Origin of the sequence: Actinomycetospora sp. TBRC 11914 (assembly GCF_012933465.1) — a bacterium.
Classification (GTDB): domain Bacteria; phylum Actinomycetota; class Actinomycetes; order Mycobacteriales; family Pseudonocardiaceae; genus Actinomycetospora.
The window spans coordinates 896,067-919,639 of the sequence record NZ_JABBND010000001.1 but is presented as its reverse complement, the minus strand read 5'-3'; the positions used below and the strand labels follow the sequence as shown (position 1 = coordinate 919,639).

At 76.0% G+C, this 23,573-nt stretch carries 21 protein-coding genes and 2 pseudogenes; 17 read left to right on the top strand and 6 right to left on the bottom strand.

The annotated features are described in order from the left end of the window. Positions 1-13 precede the first annotated feature (13 nt). Together HH311_RS33095 and HH311_RS04395 are read left to right on the top strand one after the other, a co-directional pair. Positions 14-784: a DUF742 domain-containing protein gene (locus HH311_RS33095; RefSeq protein WP_312029941.1), complete on the top strand. Its 771-nt coding sequence runs from the start codon at positions 14-16 to the stop codon at positions 782-784. Next, positions 765-1,355, top strand: a complete 591-nt coding sequence (locus HH311_RS04395; RefSeq protein WP_169182282.1) for an ATP/GTP-binding protein — start codon at positions 765-767, stop codon at positions 1,353-1,355. Before HH311_RS33095 ends, HH311_RS04395 begins: the two co-directional genes overlap by 20 nt. Before the next feature lie 155 nt (positions 1,356-1,510). Here the strand turns inward: HH311_RS04395 and HH311_RS04390 are convergent, their stop codons facing one another. Next, the gene (locus tag HH311_RS04390; protein WP_169182281.1) at positions 1,511-3,844 is read right to left on the bottom strand and encodes a helicase-associated domain-containing protein; all 2,334 of its coding nucleotides are present in this window, start codon (positions 3,842-3,844) and stop codon (positions 1,511-1,513) included. 205 nt (positions 3,845-4,049) lie between these two features. Here HH311_RS04390 and HH311_RS04385 point away from each other — a divergent pair, with 205 nt between their 5' ends. From HH311_RS04385 to HH311_RS32510, 5 genes and pseudogenes are all read left to right on the top strand, one after another. Beyond that, positions 4,050-4,247 carry a hypothetical protein gene (locus HH311_RS04385; protein ID WP_169182280.1) on the top strand — a complete coding sequence of 66 codons (198 nt, stop codon included), beginning with the start codon at positions 4,050-4,052 and terminating at the stop codon, positions 4,245-4,247. Further along, complete coding sequence (locus tag HH311_RS04380) at positions 4,247-4,852, top strand: NTP transferase domain-containing protein (RefSeq protein ID WP_169182279.1); 606 nt, start codon at positions 4,247-4,249, stop codon at positions 4,850-4,852. The genes HH311_RS04385 and HH311_RS04380 overlap by 1 nt, the downstream gene beginning before the upstream one ends. A gap of 5 nt (positions 4,853-4,857) precedes the next feature. Beyond that, the gene (locus tag HH311_RS04375) at positions 4,858-6,324 is read left to right on the top strand and encodes an NAD-dependent malic enzyme (RefSeq protein ID WP_169182278.1); all 1,467 of its coding nucleotides are present in this window, start codon (positions 4,858-4,860) and stop codon (positions 6,322-6,324) included. After that, a complete protein-coding gene (moaC, locus tag HH311_RS04370; protein WP_312029939.1) occupies positions 6,321-6,818 on the top strand; it encodes a cyclic pyranopterin monophosphate synthase MoaC in 498 nt (165 codons plus the stop codon). Before HH311_RS04375 ends, moaC begins: the two co-directional genes overlap by 4 nt. A 14-nt stretch (positions 6,819-6,832) precedes the next feature. Continuing rightward, positions 6,833-7,779, top strand: a pseudogene (locus tag HH311_RS32510) (molybdenum cofactor biosynthesis protein MoaE). A 55-nt stretch (positions 7,780-7,834) separates the two neighbouring features. Here HH311_RS32510 and HH311_RS04355 read toward each other — a convergent pair. Beyond that, positions 7,835-8,176: pseudogene (locus HH311_RS04355) on the bottom strand (transglycosylase family protein); the annotation flags it as partial. A 514-nt stretch (positions 8,177-8,690) separates the two neighbouring features. Between HH311_RS04355 and HH311_RS04350 the strand changes: the two are divergent. The 7 genes from HH311_RS04350 to HH311_RS04320 all read left to right on the top strand — a co-directional run bounded on the left by HH311_RS04350 (position 8,691) and on the right by HH311_RS04320 (position 16,381). Continuing rightward, a complete protein-coding gene (locus tag HH311_RS04350) occupies positions 8,691-9,587 on the top strand; it encodes a MoxR family ATPase (RefSeq protein ID WP_169182275.1) in 897 nt (298 codons plus the stop codon). A 60-nt stretch (positions 9,588-9,647) separates the two neighbouring features. Then, positions 9,648-10,904 carry a VWA domain-containing protein gene (locus HH311_RS04345; protein WP_248292006.1) on the top strand — a complete coding sequence of 419 codons (1,257 nt, stop codon included), beginning with the start codon at positions 9,648-9,650 and terminating at the stop codon, positions 10,902-10,904. Next, on the top strand, positions 10,897-12,078 hold the full coding sequence (locus HH311_RS04340; RefSeq protein WP_169182274.1) for an XdhC/CoxI family protein: 1,182 nt from the start codon (positions 10,897-10,899) through the stop codon (positions 12,076-12,078). Before HH311_RS04345 ends, HH311_RS04340 begins: the two co-directional genes overlap by 8 nt. Positions 12,079-12,248: 170 nt before the next feature. Continuing rightward, on the top strand, positions 12,249-13,580 hold the full coding sequence (locus HH311_RS04335) for an iron-containing alcohol dehydrogenase (protein WP_396027416.1): 1,332 nt from the start codon (positions 12,249-12,251) through the stop codon (positions 13,578-13,580). Between the two features lie 10 nt (positions 13,581-13,590). After that, complete coding sequence (locus tag HH311_RS04330; RefSeq protein ID WP_312029937.1) at positions 13,591-15,117, top strand: MadS family sensor histidine kinase; 1,527 nt, start codon at positions 13,591-13,593, stop codon at positions 15,115-15,117. Beyond that, entirely contained in the window at positions 15,114-15,791 is a 678-nt protein-coding gene (locus HH311_RS04325) for a MadR family response regulator transcription factor (RefSeq protein WP_169182273.1), read from the top strand. Before HH311_RS04330 ends, HH311_RS04325 begins: the two co-directional genes overlap by 4 nt. 11 nt (positions 15,792-15,802) lie before the next feature. Further along, positions 15,803-16,381, top strand: a complete 579-nt coding sequence (locus HH311_RS04320; protein ID WP_169182272.1) for a hypothetical protein — start codon at positions 15,803-15,805, stop codon at positions 16,379-16,381. 32 nt (positions 16,382-16,413) lie between these two features. Here the strand turns inward: HH311_RS04320 and HH311_RS04315 are convergent, their stop codons facing one another. After that, positions 16,414-17,310 carry a sigma-70 family RNA polymerase sigma factor gene (locus HH311_RS04315; protein ID WP_169182271.1) on the bottom strand — a complete coding sequence of 299 codons (897 nt, stop codon included), beginning with the start codon at positions 17,308-17,310 and terminating at the stop codon, positions 16,414-16,416. Positions 17,311-17,415: 105 nt separating this feature from the next. On the opposite strand from HH311_RS04315, the gene HH311_RS04310 reads away from it, so the two are divergent. After that, on the top strand, positions 17,416-17,889 hold the full coding sequence (locus tag HH311_RS04310) for a carboxymuconolactone decarboxylase family protein (protein WP_248292005.1): 474 nt from the start codon (positions 17,416-17,418) through the stop codon (positions 17,887-17,889). Positions 17,890-17,961: 72 nt separating this feature from the next. On the opposite strand, the gene HH311_RS04305 is transcribed toward HH311_RS04310, so the two are convergent. After that, the gene (locus HH311_RS04305; RefSeq protein ID WP_169182270.1) at positions 17,962-18,477 is read right to left on the bottom strand and encodes a helix-turn-helix domain-containing protein; all 516 of its coding nucleotides are present in this window, start codon (positions 18,475-18,477) and stop codon (positions 17,962-17,964) included. Positions 18,478-18,538: 61 nt separating this feature from the next. Here HH311_RS04305 and HH311_RS04300 point away from each other — a divergent pair, with 61 nt between their 5' ends. Then, complete coding sequence (locus HH311_RS04300; RefSeq protein WP_312029936.1) at positions 18,539-20,008, top strand: MFS transporter; 1,470 nt, start codon at positions 18,539-18,541, stop codon at positions 20,006-20,008. Then, the gene (locus tag HH311_RS04295; RefSeq protein WP_169182268.1) at positions 19,953-20,477 is read left to right on the top strand and encodes an OsmC family protein; all 525 of its coding nucleotides are present in this window, start codon (positions 19,953-19,955) and stop codon (positions 20,475-20,477) included. Before HH311_RS04300 ends, HH311_RS04295 begins: the two co-directional genes overlap by 56 nt. Before the next feature lie 69 nt (positions 20,478-20,546). Here HH311_RS04295 and HH311_RS33090 read toward each other — a convergent pair whose 3' ends face one another. Both HH311_RS33090 and HH311_RS04285 read right to left on the bottom strand, forming a co-directional pair. Next, positions 20,547-22,346 (bottom strand): FAD-binding oxidoreductase, encoded by a 1,800-nt coding sequence (locus tag HH311_RS33090; protein WP_312029935.1) that lies wholly within the window; start codon positions 22,344-22,346, stop codon positions 20,547-20,549. A gap of 475 nt (positions 22,347-22,821) precedes the next feature. Next, on the bottom strand, positions 22,822-23,532 hold the full coding sequence (locus tag HH311_RS04285) for a hypothetical protein (RefSeq protein WP_169182267.1): 711 nt from the start codon (positions 23,530-23,532) through the stop codon (positions 22,822-22,824). Between the last annotated feature and the right edge of the window lie 41 nt (positions 23,533-23,573).

Below are 23,573 nucleotides of genomic sequence, written 5' to 3'. Positions count from 1 at the left end.
GAGGTGAGCGACGGTGAGCCAAGGACCGCCGGAGGACAACGACTTCGCCGACGTCCTCAACGGGATCACCGGCGGAGCCCCACGCCGTCCGAGCGAGCGGCGGGGCCTCTTCGGCCGGCGCCGGAAGTCGGCGGACGGCGACGCCGCCTCGCCGGCCGACCATGACGCCGCGCGGGCGCTCGACGGCCAGCCGGGGCCCGACGCGGGCGGTGCCCACCGCAGCCCACCGCACGGCGTCCCGGTCGGCCCCCGGTCCGGCGGGTGGCGTCCCGACGTCGCGTACCCGGACCCGGCCCACCCGGATCCGGCGTACCCGGAGCCGGCCGGTCCACCGCACCACGAGCCCGCCGCCCCGACCACGCCCGGTGGGCTCCCGCTGGGCAACCGCCACGAGGTCGGCGCGCCCGACTACCCCGACGGCCCCCGCAGCGGTGACGAGCCGCCGGAGTCGTCGTTCGTGCGGCCCTACGCGTGGACCCGCGGCCGCACCCGCCCGGCGTACGACCTCGCCGTCGAGACCCTGCTCTCGACGACGGCCCGGGGCCGGGACCCCGAACAGGTCACCCAGTACGAGCACCGCATGATCGCCGATCTGTGCCGCGACCCGAAGTCGGTCGCCGAGGTGGGGGCGCTGCTCTCCCTGCCCCTCGGCGTCGCCCGCGTGCTGCTGGGCGACATGGCCGCGCACGGATCGATCGTGGTGCACGAGACCGCCTCGTCGACGGGCGACGCCCCGGACATGGCGTTGATGGAAAGGGTGTTGAGTGGACTACGACGGCTCTGAGGTGGCGACCCCGACGACCACGTCGGCCAAGATCGTCGTCGCCGGGGGGTTCGGGGTCGGCAAGACGACCTTCGTCGGCTCGGTCTCCGAGATCGACCCGCTGACCACCGAGGCCGTGATGACCGATGCCAGCGCGGGCGTCGACGACCTCACGGCGGTGCCGAACAAGCGCACGACGACGGTGGCCATGGACTTCGGGCGCGTGACGCTCGACGCCGACCTGATCCTCTACCTGTTCGGCACGCCCGGGCAGGACCGGTTCTGGTTCATGTGGGACGACCTGGTGCGCGGGGCGATCGGGGCGGTCGTGCTCGTCGACACCCGGCGGTTGGCCGACTGCTTCGCCGCGGTCGACTTCTTCGAGGACCGCAACCTGCCCTACATCCTCGGCGTGAACTGCTTCGACGGCGTGCTCGCCCATTCCCTCTCCGACGTGGCCGAGGCGCTGGCGGTCGACCCGTCGGTCCCGGTGGTCACCGTCGACGCCCGCGACCGGGAGTCGACGAAGGAGACGCTGATCGCCCTCGTCGAGCACGCGATGCAGGTCTGGGCGGTCGGCGCGCGCGCCTGAGCCCGCCGGGACGCGCACGAACGGCCGGTTCGGCACCCTCGAAGGTCACGAACCGGCCGTTCGTGCGCTCGGCCCACCACCCCGGCGGGACGAACGACTCGTTCGCGCACTTCTACGCCACGAACGAGTCGTTCGTCCCGGAGGGGGCCGGGACGTCAGTTCAGCACCGACACCGACGTGATCCGGTGCAGCGCGAAGCTCACCGACGGGCCCGGCCCGGCGTCGTCCTCCACGGCCGCGTCGGTGCCCTCGAGCAGCCCGCCGCCGACCCGCAGCGGGCGCACCACCCGCTGGGAGGCGGTGCCCTGCGCGTCGACGTAGCCGATCCACACGGTGCGCCCGGTCCGGGCGGCGTCGGCGAGCACGGCCACCGTCGCGGACGCGGTCTGGCGGGTCGAGCCGGGCACCGACCCCGACACGGCCGGGCCCCGCGACGCCGTGGCGGCCCTGTCCCCGGCGCGCAGCTGCGCGACCAGCGCCGCCACCTGGTCGTCGGACAGGCGCGGCGAGCCGTTGGTCGCCCGGTCCGGCCGGCGCGGGGCGGCGCGGCGTCCCTTCGGTCGCAGGTCGAGCACCCCGCCCTCGGCGTCCTCGGCGACGGGGGACAGGCCGGCGGCACGCAGCGCCTCGAGCACCTCGGCGAGCGGGTGGGTCGACACCACCACGGTCGGCGCGATGCGGCGCAGCTCCAGCGCCTCGGCCTCCGGCCGGGACACCACCTCGGCGAGCAGCGCCTCGTCCTCGGAGCGCAGGAACGACGCGGCGGACCCGCCGCGCAGCCGGCCGTGGCGGCGGGCGACGTCGTCGACGAGGTAGGTCAGGCCCTGGGGCACGGGGGTGGCGGAGCGGGTGGCGAAGAGCTCGTGGACGTCGGCGGCGGTCCAGCCGAGGTCGAGCGCGCGGCGGATCGAGCCCTCGCTGATGCGGTAGACCGTCGCGCCGCCGGCCGACTCCACGTCGGCCACCCGGTCCATCGCCGCCGCGAGCTCGGGCGCGAGGCGTCCGGGCGCGACGGCGGTGAGGTCGGCCTGCAGCAGCACGTGGTCTACCGGCTCGGGCAGCGCGGGGCGCAACGCGGCGGCGGCGGCCGCGTCGGGGTCGTCGTCGGGACGCCGGGGCACCCGCAGCAGCTCCCGCCCGGACGAGGTGAGCGCGTCGAGGGCGACGACGCCGAGGGCGGTCGCCTCGCGCACGACGTCGCGCACCAGCGTGTCGCGCACCCGGCCGCCCCGCCGGGGCGCGCGCCACGCGAGCGAGGCGACGAGGTCGTCGAGCGTCGGTGGCCCGGCGCCCTCGCCGAACTCGGCGAGCCGCTCGAGCACGCGCCGCCGCACCTGCGGCGCCCACGGGCGCCGGACCTCGTCGGACAGCGGGCCGACGAGCTTGTCGCCGGCGTCGCGCCCGCCGATCGCCGACGGTTGGCGGGGCATCTCCAGCCACGCGCGCGCCAGCGCGACCCACTGCGTCTCGGGTGGGGCGGCGAGCCAGCGGTCGGCGGTCGTCGTCGGGCACCACACCGCGTCGGCGTCCTCGCTGACCGCGACCAGGGAGGCGGCGGCGAGGGTCTCGACGAGCAGCCCGGCGGCGGTCTCGTCGACCTCGAGGTCCTTGGCGAGCCGCCGCAGGTCCCGCACGCCGAGGCCACCGGAGCGCAGCACCGCGGGGGGCGCCGCCGACCACGCCGCGATCACCCCCTCGGCCCGGCGGATCGTCTCGAGGGCCTCGCCGGCGGCGGTCGCGTCGACGGTGTCCGGGTCGTGCTCGCGGGGCGCGGGCATCGGGTCGGCGGCGACGATCTCCCCGAGCGGGCGGTCGCCGCGCAGGCCGAGCCCCGCCTCGCGGGTGAGCTCGACGGTCTCGTCGTCGATCCGGCGCAGGACACCGGCGGCGAGCAGCCGGGCGACCGGGTTGTCGTCGCCGTCGCGGGCCCGGCTGCGCCCGACGGGACCGTCGCGGTCGAGGGCGTCGACGACGGCGCGCTGGTCGGCCGGGAGCGCGGCCATGACCGCGGCCGGGTCGCCGGTCCGCAGCACCGAGGACTCGGGCGCCGGGCGGCCGAGGCCCGCGGGGTGCCGGCGGCCCGCGTCGCGCAGGGCGGGCACCGCCCGGACGCCCGTCTCCTCGCCCTCGTCGAGCGTGCCCGTGCCCCCGACGTCCCAGACCAGGGCGAGCGCCCGCAGCCGGTCGAGCGCCGCCCGGGCCGCGTCGCGGGGGACGGCCGAGCCCAGCAGGTCGAGGACCGTCTCCGGCGCGACCGGGTCCTGGTCGGCGCCGGCCACGAGCAGGGCGTCGACGACGGCGAGGTGCAGCGCGTCGAGGTCCTCCAGCGCCCGGCCGACCGAGGTGCGCACCCCGGCCCGGGTGGCGACGACGCCGGTGTCGGCCGGCGCGGGCAGGGCCAGGTCCGGGCGGGCACGCAGCAGCGCACCCAGGGTCGCGTCGTCCTGGGCGCGGAGGTGGTCGAGCAGGGTCCCGGGTCGGGCGGCCATCCCTACCAGCGTAGTCGGCGCTCCCGGGCGGCCGCCGGGGTGCGAGCGCGGTGGGTGAGCGGCGCCGTTCCGGCGTCGGACGCCAGGAACGTGCCCTTGCTGTCGCGAGGCGGGGACGAGCGAGCCCGGGGCCCGCGGGTCGCCCGACGCGTACCGGGTGCGGCAGACTGGGCAGCCGACAGCGAGCCCGACCAGGGAGGAACCGGTGGCAGCGCACAGCGAGGGCGAGAAGGCCGTCACGCCGCGGCAGGACCCGTCGTGGCCGGAGGTCGACGGCGGCCACCCCGTCACCGAGCTGATGGCGCCGACGCAGGGTGCCTCCTCCCCGTTCGGTGAGACGGAGTTCCCGCTCCCCGCCGACCAGCTCGACTATCAGCACCCCGTCACCGAGATCAACCGCTAGTGCGCGTTGCCGGCCTCCTGCTCGCCGCGGGGGCCGGACGCCGGATGGGCGGACCGAAGGCGCTCGTCGAGCTCGACGGCGAGCCGCTGGTGACGCGGGCCCTGCGTGCGCTGCGCGGCGCGCGGATCGCCCCGCGGCTCGTGGTGCTCGGTGCCGACGCCGACCGCGCCCGGGACGTCGTCGCCGCGGCCGACCCGGAGGCCGCGGTCGTCGTCGCCGCCGACTGGGCCGACGGCATGGGCGCCTCGCTGCGGGCCGGGCTCGGGGCGGTGACGGCGTCGTCCGACACCGTCGACGCCGTCCTCGTGCTGCTCGTCGACACCCCGGGCATCGGCCCCGAGGCGCTCGCGCGGGTGGCCGCCGCCGCGACCCGGGAGGGCCTGGCCCGGGGGAGCTACGACGGCCGCCCGGGGCACCCGGTGCTGCTCGGTGCGGACCACCTGGCCGGGGTCGCGGCGGCCGCGCACGACGATGTCGGGGCGCGGGGATACCTTGCGGGTCGCACGGACATCCGGCCCGTCGAGGTCGGCGACGTCGCGACCCGCGACGACGTCGACACCCCGGCCGACCTGGCCCGGGTGAGGGTCACCGATCGGGAGGGGTGAGCAGCGTGGCGGTCCCGGGTCCGGGCTACGCCATCACCGCGCGGGTCGAGGCGCCCGCGAGCGCGACCGCGGCGGGAGACCTCGCGGTCGCCGTCGGTCGCGTCGGCGGGGTGATGACCGCGTTCGACGTGGTGGAGTCGCGCGCCGAGGCGATCATCGTCGACATCTCCTGCAACGCGCTGTCCGAGCGGCACGCCGAGGAGATCACCGAGGCCCTCGACGCCCTCGACGGCGTGCGGGTCCGCAACGTCTCCGACCGCACCTTCCTGGTCCACCTCGGCGGGAAGATCGAGGTCACGCCCAAGGTGGGCCTGCGCACCCGCGAGGACCTCTCCCGGGCCTACACGCCCGGCGTCGCGCGGGTCTGCCAGGCGATCGCCCGCCGGCCCGACGACGCGCGCAGCCTCACGATCAAGCGGAACACCGTCGCCGTCGTCACCGACGGCTCGGCCGTGCTGGGGCTGGGCAACCTCGGCGCCGCCGCGGCGATGCCGGTGATGGAGGGCAAAGCGGCGCTGTTCAAGCGCTTCGCCGGGGTGGACGCGTGGCCGGTGGCCCTCGACACCCAGGACACCGAGGAGATCATCCGGACGGTCGAGGTGATGGCCCCGGCCTACGGCGGGATCAACCTCGAGGACATCGCCGCGCCCCGCTGCTTCGAGATCGAGGCCCGGCTGCGCGAGAGCCTCGACGTGCCGGTGTTCCACGACGACCAGCACGGCACGGCCGTCGTCGTGCTCGGTGCGCTGCGCAACGCGCTGCGGGTGGTCGGCAAGCGCGCCGAGGACTGCCGGATCGTGGTGTGCGGCGTCGGCGCGGCCGGCTCGGCGATCATCCGGCTGCTGCTGCCCCTCGAACCCGCCGAGCTCCTCGCGGTGGACGTCGAGGGGATCATCCACCGGGACCGTCCGGGCCTGCACGACTCGCTGCGCTGGGTGGCCGAGCAGACCAACCGCGAGGGGCTCACCGGCGACGTCCACGACGCGCTGCCCGGCGCCGACGTCTTCATCGGGGTGTCCGCGCCGAACCTGCTGCACGCCGAGGACGTCAAGGCCATGACCGACGACGCGATCGTCTTCGCGCTCGCCAACCCCGACCCGGAGATCGACCCCGGCGTCGCGCAGCACCACGCGGCCGTCGTCGCCACCGGCCGGTCGGACTACCCGAACCAGATCAACAACGTGCTGGCCTTCCCCGGCATCTTCCGCGGCCTGCTCGACGCCCAGGCGCGCGGGATCACCGACGCCATGCTGCTCGCGGCGTCGGCCGCGATCGCGGACGTCGTCACCGAGCCGAACCCGCTGTTCATCGTCCCCAGCGTCTTCGACGCCACGGTGTCGCCGGCGGTCGCCGCCGCGGTCCGGCGGGTCAGCGAGGACGAGCGTGCCGCGAGCGGGGCCGCGTCCGTCCAGGAGGCCCTCGACGTCGGGTCGGCGTCGGCGGACGGCGCGGTCCGGGCGGAGGACACGTGACCACGCCCGACGGCGGGCGGCGCCTCACCCACGTCGACGCGACGGGTGCCGCGCGGATGGTCGACGTCGGGGACAAGGAGGTCACCCGGCGGGTCGCCACCGCGACCGGCGTCCTGCGCACCACCGCCGAGGTGTGCGCCGCGCTGCGCGACGGGACGGTGCCGAAGGGCGACGCGCTGGCCACCGCGCGCATCGCGGGCATCATGGGCGCCAAGCGGACGCCGGACCTGGTCCCGCTCTGCCACCCCATCCCGCTCGCGGGCGTGGCGGTGGAGCTGGAGGTCGGCGAGGACGAGGTGCGCGTGGAGGCCACGGCCCGCAGCGCCGACCGCACCGGGGTGGAGATGGAGGCCCTGACCGCGGTCGCCGTCGCCGGTCTGGCGCTGCACGACATGGTGAAGGCGCTCGACCCGGCCGCGTCGATGGACGCGGTGCGGCTGGAGCGCAAGGAGGGCGGACGCTCCGGCGTCTGGACGCGGCCGGAGGGCCGGTGACACGGGAGGCTGCCATGACGACGAGCGAGCCGCTGCGACGCGCCCGCGTGGTGACGGCGTCCAACCGCGCCGCGGCCGGGGTGTACGAGGACCGCGGCGGGCCGATCATCGTCGACTGGCTGCGAGCGCACGGGTACCGCGCCGACGACGCGACGGTCGTGCCGGACGGCGAGCCGGTGGCCGAGGCGCTGCGGGGAGCGGTGGCCGACCGGGTGCAGGTCGTGATCACCACCGGCGGCACCGGGATCGCGCCGACCGACGGCACCCCGGAGGCCACCCGGTCGGTGCTCGACTACGAGGTGCCGGGGCTGGCCGACGCCGTCCGTGCCGCCGGGGCGGACAAGGTCCCGACGAGCGTGCTGTCACGTGGCGTGGCCGGCGTCGCCGGGCGCACCCTGGTGGTGAACCTGCCCGGGTCGCCGGGCGGCGTGCGCGACGGCCTGGCGGTGCTCGAGGGAGTGCTCGACCACGCCGTCGACCAGATCCAGGGAGGGGACCACCAGTGAGCAGTGCAGGGGGCCCGACGACGGCGCACGCGCCCGTCGTGCTGCGCGCGGCCGTCGGGGAGGAGCCGCTCGACGTGTCCGAGCACGCGGCGCTCGTCGACGGGCCCCGCAGCGGCGCCGTCGTGACGTTCTCCGGCGTCGTGCGCGACCACGACCACGGGCGCTCGGTCCGCACGCTCGACTACGAGGGCCACCCGAGCGCGGGTGCCGTGGTCGAGCGGGTGGCCGCCGAGGTCGCGGGCCGCTTCCCCGGGGTGACCGCGGTGGCCGTCTCGCACCGGGTCGGGGCCCTGGCGATCGGCGACGTGGCGCTCGCGTGCGCGGTCGCCGCCGAGCACCGTCGCGAGGCGTTCGACGCCTGCAGCGAGCTGGTCGACGAAGTGAAGCGGCAGCTCCCGGTGTGGAAGCGCCAGGAGTTCGCCGACGGCTCCGAGGAGTGGGTGAACTGCCCGTAGGGCAGGTGGGCGGATGTGGCCGTCGGGACGACCACATCCGCCGCCGGGGCCGCTAGCCCTTCTTGCCGCAGACCGGCCAGGCCTTCATGCCCTGCCCGGCCTTGACCTTCTCGGCCACCTGGATCTGCTGCGACCGGCTGGCGTGCTCGGGGTTGCCCTTCCCGCCGTAGGCGTGCCAGGTCGAGTCGGTGAACTGCAGCCCACCGCCGAAGCCGTTCCCGGTCTGGGTGTGCCAGTTGCCGCTGCTCTCGCACTGCGCGACGGCGTCCCAGTCGGTGGCCGAGGCGGTGCCGGCCGCGAGGCCGAGCGGGGCGGCGACGAGCGCGCCGACCACCGTGATCTGCGCCGCACGCCGGGTGAGGGCACGCGCCAGCGACACATCAGTACTACGAAGCATTGACCTCTCACTCGCACCGCGCCCCATCAGGAGCGGACCAGGGGCCCTCTCGCCCCCAGCGGGTCCTCGACCGGTTCCACGCGGTCTCTCCGCCGGGCACACCCGTGGGTGTGCCGGGTTCCGTCCTGCTCGCGCCTGTCCGGTCCGCACCTCTCGTGTGGGGTCTCCCGGGGCGCTGGACAGGCGTCGGGCGCGGCGTCCCCGGGGGTGTCTCCGGACCGTCCCCTCGGACGGCCGACGCCGAACGGTACGGAGCACACGCCGGGTTTCAACCCGGCCCCGGCACGGGAACGACCGCCGCCGAGGCCGGGCCGTCGAGGACGCCGCAAGCGTTTGCCCTACTCAGTGCGTCGTGTACGGGCTGTTTCCGCTGTGTCACAAGGTTGTGATCCAGGACGGGAATGTCACGGTCGTCACCGTCGGCGTCCCGCGTACTGCGGCGTGGGACACAGCATCGTGAGGCGGCGGCCACCGCCTGGTGGCCGCGTGATCCCGGCCGGGGGAAGATGGACCCGTGACCGCCGCCACCGATCTCGCCCAGCCCGACGACGTCGCGGCCGCCCTCGAGCGCACCGGCTACCTGCCCGACGCGGGCCTCGCCTCGGCCGCGTTCCTCGCGCTGCGCATGGGCCGGCCGCTGTTCTGCGAGGGCGAGCCCGGCACCGGCAAGACCGCCCTGGCCCTCGCCCTGGCGCAGGTCCTGGGCGCGCCGCTGCACCGGCTGCAGTGCCACGAGGGCATCGACGCCGCCCAGGCGCTCTACGACTGGGACTTCCCCCGCCAGCTGCTGCACCTGCGCACGATGGAGGCCGCGGCGACCGCGTCCGGCGCCGAGCTGGACGCCGACTCGGTGGAGGCCTCGCTCTACGACCGGCGCTTCCTGCTCGCCCGCCCGGTGCTCGAGGCGCTGCAGAACACCCCGAGCGTGCTGCTGATCGACGAGGTCGACCGCGCCGACGACGAGTTCGAGGCGTTCCTGCTGGAGGTCCTGGCGGAGAACTCGGTGACGATCCCCGAGGTCGGGGTGGTGCGCGCCGAGACCCCGCCGCTGGTGGTCCTCACCTCCAACCGCACCCGCGAGGTCCACGACGCGCTCAAGCGCCGGTGCCTCTACCTCTGGCTCGAGCACCCCGACCTGGTCCGCGAGGTCGCGATCCTCAAGTCGCGGATGCCGGAGCTGTCCGACGAGCTCGCCGAGCAGGTCGCCCAGGCGGTGCACCGGCTGCGCGGCCTGGACCTGCTCAAGCCGCCGGGCGTCGCCGAGTCGCTGGACTGGGCGGCCGCCCTGGAGCTCATCGGGGCACGCCACCTCGACCTGGAGTCGGCCACCGCGACCCTGGGCGCGGTCCTCAAGTACCGCGAGGACGCCGACCGGGCCCGCGACGCGCTGGACGCCCTGCTGGCGTCATGAGGATCCTGGGCGAGCGGAGCGACGGGGCATGACGAGCCTGGGCGAGCGGAGCGACGGGGCATGACGACCGCGGACCGGGGCGGGAGCACCGACGGACCGGCTCCCCGCGCGCACGCCGGCGCGGTGCTGGCGTCTGGGATCGTCGAGTCCCTCGGCGGGCGGCCCGCGCCCGGGGAGCCCGACGGGCCCGACGGCTCGCCGGACGATGCCGTCCTGCGCGACTTCGTCGCCTTCACCCGCCTGCTCCGCAACGCGGGCGTCCCGGTCACCCCCGACCGGACCGCCACCTACCTGCGGGCGCTGCGCGAGGTCGACGTGGCCAGCGAGGTCGCGACCTACTGGGTGGGTCGGCTGACGCTGTGCGCGGATCCCGACGACGTGGCCCGCTACGACCAGGCCTTCCACGCCTGGTTCTCCTCCGACCCGCGCGAGCAGCGGATGGGCCGCCCGGCCCCGCCGAAGCCCCGGACGGCGACGATCGCCGCGCTGTCCGGCCCAGAGCGGTCCGGGTCCGGCGACGAGGACTCCGACGACGTGCCGGAGCTGCGCGTCGCCGCCTCCGGCGAGGAGGTCCTGCGCGACCGCGACATCGCCGAGCTGACCATCGGCGAGCGCGAGCACCTGCGCCGCATGCTGGCGCTGCTGCGCCCGACCCCACCGCGGCGCCGGGCCCGGCGACGCCGGCCGGCGCGCCGCGGCGAGGCCGACGCCCGCCGCACCCTGCGCGCGACCCTGCGCCACGCCGGGGAGATCCCGGGCCTGGCGCGCCGCGACCGCCGCGTGCGGCCGCGGCGCGTGGTCCTGCTGCTGGACGTCTCCGGGTCGATGGCGCCCTACGCGGACGCGCTGCTGCGCTTCGCGCACGTCCTCACCCGACGCACCCCGCAGGCGGTCGAGACGTTCACCCTCGGCACCCGGCTCACCCGCGTGACCCGGGAGCTGCGCCAGCGCGACCCCGAGCGGGCGCTGCGCGACGCGGCCGCCGCCATCCCCGACTGGTCCGGCGGTACCCGGCTCGGCGAGGTGATGGCCGCCTTCCTCGACCGGTGGGGGCAGCGCGGCGTCGCCCGCCGCGCGGTGGTGGTCGTCTTCTCCGACGGCTGGGAGCGAGGCGGCACCGAGCTCCTCTCCGAGCAGATGGCCCGGCTCGAGCGGCTCGCGCACGCCGTGGTGTGGGTCAACCCGCACGCCGGCAAGCGCGGCTACGAGCCGGTGCAGGGGGGAATCGCGGCGGCCCTCCCGCACGTTGACCGGTTGTTGGCCGGACATTCGCTGGCCACGCTGCAGGAGCTGACGGAGGTGCTCGCCGATGCGTGACGTGCTCACGAGCCTCGAGAAGTGGTGGGCCGAGGGGCGGTCGACCGCGCTCGCGACCGTGGTGGGGACGTTCCGGTCCGCCCCGCGTCAGCCCGGCGCGTCGATGCTCGTCGGACCCGACGGCGACGCCGTCGGCAGCGTCTCCGGCGGCTGCGTCGAGGGCGCGGTGTACGAGCTCGGGAACGAGGTCCTCGAGGGCGCGGAGCCGACGCTGCAGCGCTACGGGGTGTCCGACGACGACGCCTTCGCGGTGGGCCTGACCTGCGGCGGCATCCTCGACGTGTTCGTCGAGGAGGTCGATCGCGAGAGCTTCCCGCAGCTCGGCGAGATCGCCCGGGCGGTGCGCGACCACCGGCCGGTGGCGACGGCGACGATCGTGTCCGGTCCCGGCGTCGGCCGCCGCCTCGTGGTGTGGCCCGACCACGCGGAGGGCTCGCTGGGCAGCGAACGGCTCGACGACGCCGTCCGCGACGACGCCCGCGGCCTGCTCGCCGCGGGCCGCACCACGCTGGTCACCTACGGCACCGACGGCGAGCGCCGCGGCGAGGGCCTCGGGGTGTTCGTGGAGTCGTTCGCGCCCCCGCCCCGGCTCATCGTCTTCGGCGCCATCGACTTCGCGGCCGCGGTCGCCAGGATCGGCACCTTCCTGGGGATGCGGGTGACGGTGTGCGACGCGCGGCCGGTCTTCGCGACGTCGAGCCGCTTCCCGGAGGCCCACGAGGTCGTCGTCGAGTGGCCGCACCGCTACCTGGCGGCCGAGGCCGCCGCGGGGCGCATCGACGGGCGGACCGCGCTCGCCGTCCTCACCCACGACCCCAAGTTCGACGTGCCGCTGCTCGAGGTGGCGCTGCGCCTGCCCGAGATCGGTTACATCGGCGCCATGGGCTCGCGTCGCACCCACCTCGACCGCCTCGACCGGCTGCGCGAGGCCGGGGTGACCGAGGGAGAGCTGGAGCGCATGTCCAGCCCCATCGGGCTCGACCTCGGCGCCCGCACGCCGGAGGAGACCGCCGTGTCGATCGCCGCCGAGATGATCGCGCGGCAGTGGGGCGGCAACGGGACGCCGCTCTCGGACCGGCAGGGCCCGATCCACGGCGACTCGAACGTCGAGCCCGGCGTCCGTGCGGAGGACCTCGCCCGTGAGGGTGCCGAGCTCGCATCCGGACCACGCTGAACGGACAGAGGTCCCCCTACCGACGGGTAGGTGACACCATCGGAGTCGGTGGTCCACAGCGGGGCCGATCGGCGGCCGCGAGGCTGCCGCGAGCCCGCGTGCGTCTGTAACGTGGGCGACGCCGAGTACCCGACGGTGGGGAAGGGGGCAGCGTGGTCCTCGTCGACTCCGTGACGCGCGCGGGTCAGTCCATGGTGGTCTGCAACCGGCAGGCCCGGGAGGTGGACCCGGCCGGCCGGACCGGCCCCCCGCCGGCCCCGCGCTCGACGGCGGAGGCGCCCTCGGACCCGGCGCGTCCCCACGGCACCGGTCACGTCCAGGCCGGCCCCGAGAGCCCCCGCCTCGCCAAGTTCCACGTCCCCGAGATCGTGTTCGGCCCCGGCTCGCTGGCCGAGGCCGCCCACGCGGCGGCCCGCCTCGGGGCGCGCCGGCCGATGCTGGTCACCGACGACGGCCTGCTCGCCGCGGGCTGGCCCCAGCAGCTGCTGCGCCACCTCGGCGAGGGCGGCATGGACGCCACGGTCTGGAGCGGGGTCACGCCGAACCCGAAGGACCACGAGATCACCGCCGGTCACGAGGCCTACCGGGCCGCGGCGTGCGACGTGCTGGTCGCGGTCGGCGGCGGGTCCGTCATCGACGCCGCGAAGGGGATCGCGCTCCTCGCCGGGAACGGCGGCGTGATCACCGACTTCGAGGGCGTCGACCGCATGGTCGCCCCGATCCCGCCGATGGTGATGGTCCCGGCCACCTCGGGGACCGGGGCCGACGTCTCGCAGTTCTGCATCGTCACCGACACCGTGCGGAACACCAAGATCACGATCCTGGGACGCGCGCTGGTCCCCGACGTCTCGGTGGTCGACCCGCACCTGCTCACGACGATGCCCGACTGGCTGAACGCCGCCACCGGCCTCGACGCGCTCACCCACGGTATCGAGGCCTACGTCTCGCGCGCCCACAACCCGCTCACCGACCACCACGCGCTGCAGGCGATCTCGCTGGTGGGCGGGCACCTCGAGCGGACGATGGACCACCCGCTCGACCAGGAGTCGCGCCTGCACATGGCCCAGGCCGCCCTCGAGGCCGGGCTCGCGTTCACCAACGCCATCCTCGGCGCCGCGCACGCCATGAGCCACCAGGTGGGCGGCCTGCTCGACCTGCCCCACGGCGTGATCAACGGGATCCTCCTGCCGCACGTGGTCCGCTTCAACGCCGAGGGCGACCCGGCGCGGTTCGTCCCGATCGCCCAGGCCCTCGGGTTCCCGGGCGAGGTCGGGCGCTCCTGTTCGCAGGCGCTGGCCGAGGACGCCGCGGAGTGGGCGGCGTGCGAGGTGCGCCGCCTCGCCGACGAGCTCGGCGTACCGAAGGGGCTGGGGGAGATCGGCGTGACCGCCGAGGACCTGCCGACGCTGTCGACGATGACGATGGCCGACGCCTGTCTCTCGACCAACCCGCGCGAGGCGGACCGCGCCGACATCGAGGCGCTCTTCCGCCAGGCGCTGTAGCCGCGTCCCCGTGGAACCCCGCATCGACCCCGCACCCGCCGAGCACCGCGTCGAGGGCCTCGACCTCGACGTCCTCACCGGCATCCGCTCCGGGAAGCCCTCGTTCTACGTCGAGTACCTGGCCTCGGCCGAGCGGCTGCGCCGCGTGATCCACGCGCTGGACCGGATCAGCCGCGCCCTCGTGCGCACCACCGAGGGGCCGGGGACGCTCGTGCGCTCGGTCGCCGAGGCCGCCGCCGAGCACCTCACCGCCCACTGGGTGGTCTTCGCCCTCGCCGACGGGGCGCTGCCCGAGGCCGCGCCGCGCGCGCTCGTGCTCGGCCCCGACCTCGTCGAGGCCTCGGCCGAGGCGCCCGATGAGCTCCCGCCGTTCGTCCTGCGCCACCTGCAGGCGGTGCGCCGGGGCGAGCACGAGACCGCGGAGGCGGGCGAGGCCGCCGGACCTGTGGGGGAAGCCGAGACGACCCCCGTGACGCGGCCGCACGACCCGCACCACCTCCACGTCCCGGTCCGGCTCGACGGTGCCGTGGTGGGCGAGATCGTCGCGTGGACCGGGGTGGAGCGGCGCATCGACGCCACCGACGCGTCGGTCCTGCGCGTGCTCGCCAGCCAGACCGCGGCGGCGCTGCAGAACTCCGCGCTGCACCAGCGCACGCTGCACCTCTACGACGAGGCGAGCCGGCACGCCGAGGACCTCGCCGCCCGCAACGAGCAGCTCCAGCGCACCCGCGACGCGCTCACCGTCGCCCGCCAGCGCGAGGTCCTCGACTCCGAGCGCCACCGCATCGCCCGCGAGCTGCACGACTCGGTCACCCAGTACGCCCTCTCCGCCGGGATGCAGATCGAGGTCGTCCGCTCGGAGATCCGGGACGAGGGCCAGCGCGAGCGGCTGGAGACGGCGAAGCAGCTGACCCGCCGCGCCGTCGAGCAGCTGCGCTCGGCGATCTACGCGCTCAACCACTCCGGCGAGCACGGCCACCGCAGCCTGCCCGCGATGCTCGAGGAGCTCTCCGCGGTCCACATGCCCTCGGACCTGCGCGTCGAGGTCCGCATCGAGGGCCGGCCGGTCGCGCTGCCCGCCACCGCCGAGCGCTCCCTCTTCCGCGTGGCCGGCGAGGCGCTGTTCAACGCCGCGGTGCACGCCGAGGCCACCGTCGCCGTCGTCCGGCTGGCGTTCCGCAAGGACCGGCTGGTGCTCTCCGTCGCCGACGACGGGACGGGCGACCCCGAGCAGGTCCGCCGCACCCTGCGCGTCGCCGCCGCCCGCGACCTCGACGGCTCGCACCGCGGCCTCGCGAACATGGCCGAGCGGGCCCGCGAGATCGGGGGCACGCTGCAGGTGCAGCGGGCCCGCCAGGGCGGGATCCGGATCCAGGTGGGGGTGCCGCTGCCGATCGGCGGGGAGGCCCGGGCCGTCGTCAGCACCCCCGGCCCGGGAGAACCGTCCGATCCGGGAGGGACCCCGGACGACCCGGACGGTGAGACTGGGGCCGGCGAGACCGAGCACGGCGAGACCGAGTCCAGGAGCACCGCATGACCGACATCCGCATCCCTGCCCGCGCGGCGGTCCGTCGCGGCGAGGTGCGCATCGTGCTCGTCGACGACCACGCGATCGTCCGCCAGGGCCTGCGCTCGGTGCTCGAGCGGGAGCCGCAGCTCTCGATCGTCGGCGAGGCGTCGTCGGCGGCCGAGGCGCTCGCCGTCGTCGCCCACGAGCGGCCCTCGATCGTGCTGCTCGACCTCAAGCTCTCGACGAGCTCCGACTCCGAGGGCCTGCAGCTGTGCCGGCAGCTCACCCAGGCGCACCCCGGCGTCGGGGTGCTGGTCCTCACCACGTTCCTCGACGACCGGCTCGTGGTCGAGGCCGTCCACGCCGGGGCCCGCGGCTACGTCGTCAAGGACGTCGACACCACCGAGCTCATCGCGGCGATCCGGGCGGTCTCGCGGGGGGAGTCGGCGTTCGACTCCCGCTCCGCCGCGGCCGTGGTGCGCTCGCTGAACGGGCAGCAGCCGCACGGCGAGACCCTGACCGGGCGGGAGCTGGACGTGCTGCGCCTGCTGGCCCGGGGGATGAGCAACCGCACGATCGGCCGGGAGCTGTTCATCTCGGAGACGACCGTCAAGTTCCACGTCGGGAACCTCATGCGCAAGCTCGACGTGTCCCGCCGGGCCGAGGCGGTGTACGCCGCCTCGAAGATGGGGCTCATTTGACCTTCGGTCTCGTGCGTGCGTTCCCGTGCCGGGGCACGGGAACGCACGCACACCCCGTCGCGGCCCGTCCCGCCGAGGTGGCCGCGCGGCTGCCGGGGGACGACCTGGTGCCCGACGCGCAGGTGACCATGGACCGCGCGTTCGACCTCCCCGCGCCCCCGGACGCCGTCTGGCCGTGGTTCGCCCAGCTCGGGAAGCACCGCGCCGGGTGGTACCTCCCGGCCCGGCTCGAACGGGTCGTGCCCCCGCGCCGGCGGGCACTCCGCCGGATCGACCCGACGCTGCAGCACCTCGCCCCGGGGGACGTCATCGACGACTGGGGCGGGCGCGACGCCACGTTCACCATCGAGACGCACGAGCCGCCGACCACGCTCGTGCACTCCTCGCGCCGCGGCGCCCTGCGGATCAGCTGGGCGATCGTGCTCCGGCCGGGCCCGACCGGCACCCGCGTCCACCTGCGCTTCCGCATCGCCGGCGTGCGCCGGGTGTGGCTGGTGCGCACCGGCGGCGAGCTGGTGGACCTGCTCACCGTCGCGGGGCTCGCCGCCGGCCTCCGCGAGCGGATCGGTCACTCCGCCGCCGCGTCGTAGCGCCCCAGCCCGATCGGCGTGCCGCCGGGCAGTCAGGTGAGGACGACCTCGGTCGCGGCGACGACCTCCGGGTCGGCCACCAGGTCGATCGCGGCCACACGGCCGTCCACCACCGTGAAGCGGAACAGCGTCACCGTCCGGCCGCCGACCGCGAACGCCAGCCCGGGCTCGCCGTCGAGCAGCGCCGGGGCCGCGGCCTGGGCGCGCCCGGCGAACACCCGGGCCACGGCGTCCGCCCCGCCGACCGCCGGGACCAGCTCGGGGGCGCCCCGACCGGCGTTCGCGGCGGCCATGGCCACGGCGACCGGGTCGGCCCGCAGCACCACCTCGGGGTCGAGCACCGCGAGCAGCGCCCCGAAGTCGCCCTCGCGCGCCGCCGTCAGGAAGGCCCCGACCACCTCCCGTCGCCGGGCCGCGTCGTCCCCGCCGTCCGTGCTCCCGCCGCCGCGCACCCGGCGGCGGGCGCGGCTCGCGAGCTGGCGCGTCGCGGGCACCGAGCGCTCGACGATGGGGGCGATCTCGTCGAACGGGAGGCCGAACACGTCGTGCAGCACGAACGCGAGGCGCTCGGCGGGCGCGAGGGTGTCGAGGACGACCATCAGGGCCGGGCCCACCGCGTCCGCCGCGACCGCCTGCTCCTCCGGGCCGTCCTCGTCGGCGTCCGGGTCCTCGTCGAGGATCGGGTCCTCCGGGTGGGTGCGCCGCGTCCGCAGCATGTTCAGCGCGATCCGCGCGACGACCGTGGTCAGCCAGCCCCCGAGGTTCTCGATCCCGGGGTCGCCCGACGCGTGGGCGCGCTGCAGGCGCAGCCACGCCTCCTGGACCGCGTCGTCGGCCTCGCCGGTCGGGCCGAGCAGGCGCTGGGCCACGGAGAGCAGGTGCGGACGGTGCTCGGTGAAGCGGGCGGCGAGCGCTCCGGTCGGGTCCATCGGTCACGTTCCTCCGTGCGTCGGTGTCACCACTCTGACCGGCCGGCGCGGCGGAACGTGACCGGCGGTCGAGGAACCGACGGACCCACGGACCGAGGAGCGGACATGACCACGATGAGCACGGTCGAGCAGCGGATGCCGAACCCGGCGGCCCTGCTGCCCGGCGTCGGCGAGGGGATCGGCGGACTGGTCGGCGCGGCGCGCGCCGGCGGGCTGCCCGAGCCCCTCCTGGCGCTGGTGCACCTGCGGGTGAGCATCATCAACGGCTGCGCCTCCTGCACCTACGCGGGGACGCGCGACGCCCGGGCGGCGGGCGAGACCGAGGAGCGCCTGTCGACGGTGGCGGTGTGGCGCGAGGCGCCGTGGTTCACCGACGCGGAGCGGGTGGCGCTCGAGCTCGCCGAGCAGGTGACGCGGCTCGCGGACACCGGGGACCCCGTGCCCGACGCGCTGTGGGACGAGGTGGTGCGCACCTTCGACGAGCCCGCACGGGCGGCGCTCCTGCTCTGGATCGCCGTCGTCAACCTCTTCAACCGGCTCAACGTGCCGGTGCGCCAGCCCGCGGGCACGGGCTGGTAGGTGCGACTCCGTCGCTCGTGAGCACTAAGTGTCGCTATACCGACAGTTAGTGCTCACGAGCGCGGAGCGCACCTAGGGAAGCGGCGTCAGCATGCGGTGCGGCGCGCAGAGGGCGCGGCTGACCGCGTCGTCGCGGCGGGGCACGTCCGGGCCGCCCTCCGGGCGCACCACCAGGTCGGCGGGGCCGGGCACCGCGCCGCAGGCGGGACACCGCCCGTCGGCGCCGGTGTCCGGCTCGCCGCCGGCGGGGCAGCCCGCGTGCGCGAACCGGCGCACCGTCCCGCCGGTGGCCCGCTGGCCGGTCTCGCCCCAGCTCGCGAGCGCCCGGAGCGCGGGCCACAGCGCCGTCGCCGCCTCGGTGACCCGGTAGTCGGTCCCGTCGCGCTCGAGGACGCCCGCCTCGACGAGCCGGGCGAGCCGGTCGGAGAGCACGGCGCGCGGGACGTCGAGGTGGGCGACGAGGTCGGCGAACCGGTGGACGCCGAGGAAGCAGTCGCGCAGGACGAGCAGCGTCCACCGGTCACCCACCACCTCGAGGGCGCGGGCGATCGAGCAGTCCTGGAGGGGATAGCCCTGGCCGAGCGGCATGAGACCAGGGTAACGCGACGACGGTTCAATGACCGAACTCGGCGTGCTAGCGTCTCGGACCGTGCGGTCCCGATCCGGCGCAACGGTCGCCGTGGCCTCCGCGGCCACCTTCCTCGCCCTCGTCGCCTTCACCACGCCCCTCGCGACGCTGCCCGCCACGGCGGCCGCGCTCGGGTCCGGCCCCGAGGGCCAGGCGTGGATCCTCAGCTCGATGAGCATCGGTCTCGGCGTCGCGCTGCTGTCCAGCGGCGCCGTCGCCGACGACCTCGGGCGGCGCCGTGCCCTCGTGCTCGGCAGCGCCGTGCTCGTCGTCTCGTCGGTGGTGTGCGCGCTGTCCCCGACGACGGCCGTGCTCGTCGCCGGCCGGATCGGCGCGGGCGTCGGGGGCGCCGCGCTCATCGCGGCCGGCCTCGGGCTGATCGGCCACGCCTACCCCGCGGGCACCCCGGAGGCGCGGCGGGCCAGCGGCATCTGGGGCGCGGCGCTCGGCGCCGGCATCGCGGTCGGGCCGCTGCTCGCGACCGGGGCCCAGGAGCTGGCCGGCTGGGCGTCGGCGTACTGGCTCGAGGCCCTGCTGGCCGTGGTGCTCGGCGTCGTCGCGCGGGTCCTGCTCGAGGAGTCCCGGGCCGAGCGCCCGCGCCCGGTCGACGTGCCCGGCGTCGTGCTGCTCGCGGCCGGGGTGGGGGTGCTGCTCACGGGCCTGGTCGAGGCGCGCGGCGGGCCGACCCGCCCGCTCGTGATCGTGCTGGTGCTCGGCGGGCTCGCGCTGCTCGGGGTGTGGCTGTGGGTCGAGCACCGGCGGGCCGCCCCGATGATCGACCCCGAGCTGTTCCGTTCGCCCCCGTTCCTCGCCGCCACCTTCGGGGCCCTGGCGACCGGGGCCGGGATCATCGCGACGTCGTCGTTCCTGCTCACGGTCATGGAGCGCGGGCTCGGCGCGGGTGCGGTGATCGCGGCGACGGTGCTGCTCGCGTGGTCGGCGACCGGGGTCGTGACGTCGCTGCTCGCGCGGCGGCTCCCGACGTCGTGGAGCGCGCGGATCCAGCTGGGGGTGGGCCTCGTCGTCGTCGCCGTCGGGCAGCTGCTGCTGCTCGGCGCCACGCCGGGCGACTCGCCGTGGCGCTACGTCCCGGGCCTGCTCGTCGCCGGGGTCACCAGCGGCGTGGTCAACGCCGCCCTCGGTCGCGAGGCGGTCGCCAGCGTCCCGCCCGGGCGGGCGGCGATGGGGAGCGGCGCGAACAACACCGCCCGCTACGTGGGCTCGGCGATCGGCACGACCGTCGTGGCGGTCATCGCCACCCGCCCCGGCCTGCCGCCGGGTCCGGCGGGCCTGCTGCAGGGGTTCGACGCTGCCGTCGTCGTCGCCACCGTGTTCTCGCTGCTCGGCGCGGTCGCCGTGTTCGCGTGCCGGCCGCGGCGGGCCGGCCGTCCGTCGGAACAGGGCGCGACGAGCGACGAGCAGGCAGACTCGGGGCATGGACAAGGCAGCGCTCGCCGAGACCCAGGGCCCCCTCAAGCAGCAGTACCGTGACGACCCGGAGTCGGCCGTCGTCGTGCTCAAGGCCGACGGTGACCTCGAAGGTTCCGGCATCGCGTGCCGGGTGTCGACCGCACAGGCCATGGTCGAGGCGGGGCTGCACCCGGCGACCGGCGGCACGGGCGAGCTGCTCTGCTCCGGCGACATGCTGCTCGAGGCGCTCGTCGCCTGCTCCGGGGTGACGCTGCGCGCGGTCTCGACGTCCATGGGCGTCGAGATCCGCGGCGGGACGATCCACGCCGAGGGCGACCTCGACTTCCGGGGCACCCTCGGCGTCGCGAAGGACGCGCCCGTCGGCTTCAAGGACATCCGGCTGTCGTTCGACCTCGACACCGACGCCGACGAGGAGACCCTCGCGACGCTGCACAAGCTCACCGAGCGGTACTGCGTCGTGTACCAGACGCTGGTGAGCTCGCCGTCGGTGTCACTGGAGCTGGGCAAGGCCACGGCGGCGCAGGCCTGACGACGGCCTCCCCACGACGACGGCCCCCGCGCTCGCACTGAGCGCGGGGGGCCGTCGGGCGTCGGGGACCTAGTCCGTGTGGTACGGGTCGTAGTGGATCTGCATGAACGGCGTCCCGGCGTCGAGCATCGCCGACACCGTGGAGCGGACCATGCCCGGTGAGCCCGAGACGACGACCTGACGGTCGGCCCAGGCGCCGTAGCGCGCCACGACCTCGCCCAGGGTGCCGGTCTCCGCGCCGTAGCGACGCCCGTCCTCCTCGACGACCGGCACCACCGTCAGCCACGGGTTGTCCTGGGCCATCCGGCGCAGGGTGTCAATGTCGTAGAGCGAGTCCCACGTGCGGCCGCCGACGAACAGCGCCACCTTGCGGTCCGAGCCGTCGACCATCAGTTGCTCGACGAGCGCGCGGGCCGGGGCGAGCCCCGTGCCGCCGGCGACCATCAGCAGGTCGGCCCGCGAGCGGGGGTCCAGCGTCATCTGGCCCATCGGCGGCCCGATGCGCCACACGTCGCCGACGTGCGCGTGCGAGACGATCGCCCGGCTGACCCAGCCGCCGGGGACGGTGTGGACGTGGAACTCCAGCACGCAGTCCGGGCCCGGCGCGTTGGCCGGTGACAGCGAGCGCCACATCCGCGGGCGCTGCGGCGTCTCGACCGAGACGTACTGGCCGGCGAGGTAGGGCACCGGCTGGCTGGTCTGCACCCGCACGACGGCGAGGTCCTGGGACACCCGCCGGTGCTCCATGACCCGGGCCATCCAGACCGCCGGGCCGCGCTCGGCGTCGGCGGCGTCGCGCATCGCCTGGGAGACGATGCCGTAGGCACCGATCCACGCCTGCTCGATCTCGCGGGTCCACGCCGGGCCGGCGAACTCCTTGATGGCACCGACGAGCGCCTCGCCGACCTTGTCGTAGTGCTCGCCGACGACCCCGAACTTGCGGTGGTCGCGGCCGAGCTGGCGCAGGAAGGTCGTGAGCTCGTCCGGCCGGTCGACCATCTGCACGACGTGGACGAGCGCGCGCAGCAGCCGGGTGCGCTGCAGCTCCATCGTCACCGGGAAGAGCTCACGGGTCTCCGGCGCGATCCGGAACAGCCAGCCGTAGAAGAGCTGGGTCAGATCGTCGGCGCGGGGCGCGACGAGCTCGAAGCTGGACCGGATGAGCGAGACCATGTCCGTCGCGTTCGGCGGCGGCGAGATGCCCGACTCGCGCGGCGTCGGCAGGCCGACCCCGTCCGGCAGGCCCGTGGGCCCGGAGGGCGCCGAGATCGCGGTGGTGCGGGGGGCGTCGTCGCGGGAGTCGAACCCGGAGGACCACCCGCCCGGCGTGCCCGACGGCGCGTCGTAGGGGTTGCGGCCCGTCGCGAAGGCGTCCCGGGGGCCGTCGGAGCGGCCGGGGGAGGACCAGCCGTCGGAGTGGCCGCCCGAGGACCAGCCGTCGGAGGACAGGCCGGACGAGGCCCGCTCGCCCGGCGCGTAGCCGTTCGAGGAGAAGCCGCTCGAGGAGGAACCGCCCGACGGGTAGCGGTCGGACGAGTAGCCGTCCGACGGGTAGCCGCCCGACGACCAGCTGTCGGAGGGGTAGCCGCCGGAGGAGTATCCGTCGGAAGAGTGGCCGTTCGACGAGTACGCGTCGGCGGGCCAGCCGTCCGAGGAGCGTCGCCCGGACGAGTAGCCGCCGGTGTCGTACCCGCCCGGCTCGTACCCGCCGGTCTCGTACCCGCCCGGCTCGTAGCCCTGGCCGGGCTCGCGGGGAGCGGGCGGTGGGTAGCCGTGGCTGCGCGGGGGAGGCGGCGGTACGGCTCCTCGTCCGGGGGCTTGGCTCATGGTGGTCCCGTCGTCGCGCCGGTCGTCGGCGATGTCGAACACGGCGTCGTCCCGGTCGGTGGACCAGGACGGCCGCTCCGTCCGTCCGGGGTCGGACGGCCCGGGGGCTCCGGGACCGGACAGGTCGTGGCCGCCCGTCGGGCCGCGGTCGAGAGCCGCCGCACCCCAACCGCCGCTGCTGGACGGCCGGCCGTGGTCCTCGTGCTCGGCCGCCGTGCCACGGGGAGGACCCCCCGGCCCGGCGAGGCCGTGTCGCCCCGCGTCGGGACCGTTGCTCCTCGCTGCCGTCACGTCCGGTCGACTCCTCATCTCGCGATGACTCGCTCGGCCCCCGGCGACGCACCCTACCGGTGGGCACTGCCGCGTCACGCTACTCCGCGTCTCCGCGCGGACGTCCCCTGTGTCCGTCGGTGCGGCCAGCGTGCGTCGAGGACCGGTGAGCGGTGGTGTCCGGCGCCACGATCGGGCCCGTCGCGACCGCGTGTTGTCACCCGCCGTCGCGGGACGACCGCTCTCCTCAGCGTGTGGCGCCCTCGTCGTCACCCGACGGGGTCGTCGTCGGCGCCGTGGAGGTGGGGCCCGTGCCGGTGGACGGGAGTGCGGCGCGCTGCGCGACCGGTCGCGGCGCGGCGGACGAGGTCTGCGTCCGGGGACGGGTGGAGGTCGCGCGCGGGGTCCCCGAGCGGCTCGTGGTGGGGGTGGGGCGCGACGACGGCGGCCGGTGCCGCGTCGTGGTGGGGGTGGGCCGCGTGCTCGTCGGCGCGGCGGCCCGCGTCGTGGACGCCGGAGTCCCGGGTCCCGTCCGGTGGGGGGCGGCGGGTGCGGACGCCGTCGCGGCCCCCGCCGGCGTCCCGTGGTCGTCGGCACGGATGAGGTCCGCGCCCGCGACGGCCGGGTCCACGCCGCCCGCGGCCGCCGCGCCGGTGGTGGTCCCCTCGGCCGATGACGTCGGCGCCGCCGAACCGGGGTCGGCGAGCGCGGGGGAGGGGCTGGCGGGCAGGACACCCTCCGCGCCGGTCGGCGTCAGCCCGAGCGCCAGGCCGACCCCCCCGATGCTCAGCGCCCCGAAGGCCGCGACCGCGGCGGGCACCGCCGTCGTGCGGCGCCTCCGCGTGCGGGCCGCCCGCGGGGCGGCCTCGTCGAGCAGTGCCGCCATCTCGTCCGCACGCTCGCGCATCTCGCGCGGGCGGCGTCCGCCACCGGGACGGCCCCGTCCGGCTCGGCTCACGCGGAATCCTCTCGCCGTCATCTCGTCACGCACGGTTCACG

Bases quoted from the DNA above. Each gene is read 5' to 3' on its own strand.
- HH311_RS04390 (WP_169182281.1), bottom strand. From the start codon at position 3,844: ATGGCCGCCCGACCCGGGACCCTGCTCGACCACCTCCGCGCCCAGGAC.
- HH311_RS04345 (WP_248292006.1), top strand. From the start codon at position 9,648: ATGACGACCGCGGACCGGGGCGGGAGCACCGACGGACCGGCTCCCCGC.
- HH311_RS04340 (WP_169182274.1), top strand. From the start codon at position 10,897: ATGCGTGACGTGCTCACGAGCCTCGAGAAGTGGTGGGCCGAGGGGCGG.
- HH311_RS04325 (WP_169182273.1), top strand. From the start codon at position 15,114: ATGACCGACATCCGCATCCCTGCCCGCGCGGCGGTCCGTCGCGGCGAG.
- HH311_RS04315 (WP_169182271.1), bottom strand. From the start codon at position 17,310: ATGGACCCGACCGGAGCGCTCGCCGCCCGCTTCACCGAGCACCGTCCG.
- HH311_RS04310 (WP_248292005.1), top strand. From the start codon at position 17,416: ATGACCACGATGAGCACGGTCGAGCAGCGGATGCCGAACCCGGCGGCC.
- HH311_RS04305 (WP_169182270.1), bottom strand. From the start codon at position 18,477: ATGCCGCTCGGCCAGGGCTATCCCCTCCAGGACTGCTCGATCGCCCGC.
- HH311_RS04295 (WP_169182268.1), top strand. From the start codon at position 19,953: ATGGACAAGGCAGCGCTCGCCGAGACCCAGGGCCCCCTCAAGCAGCAG.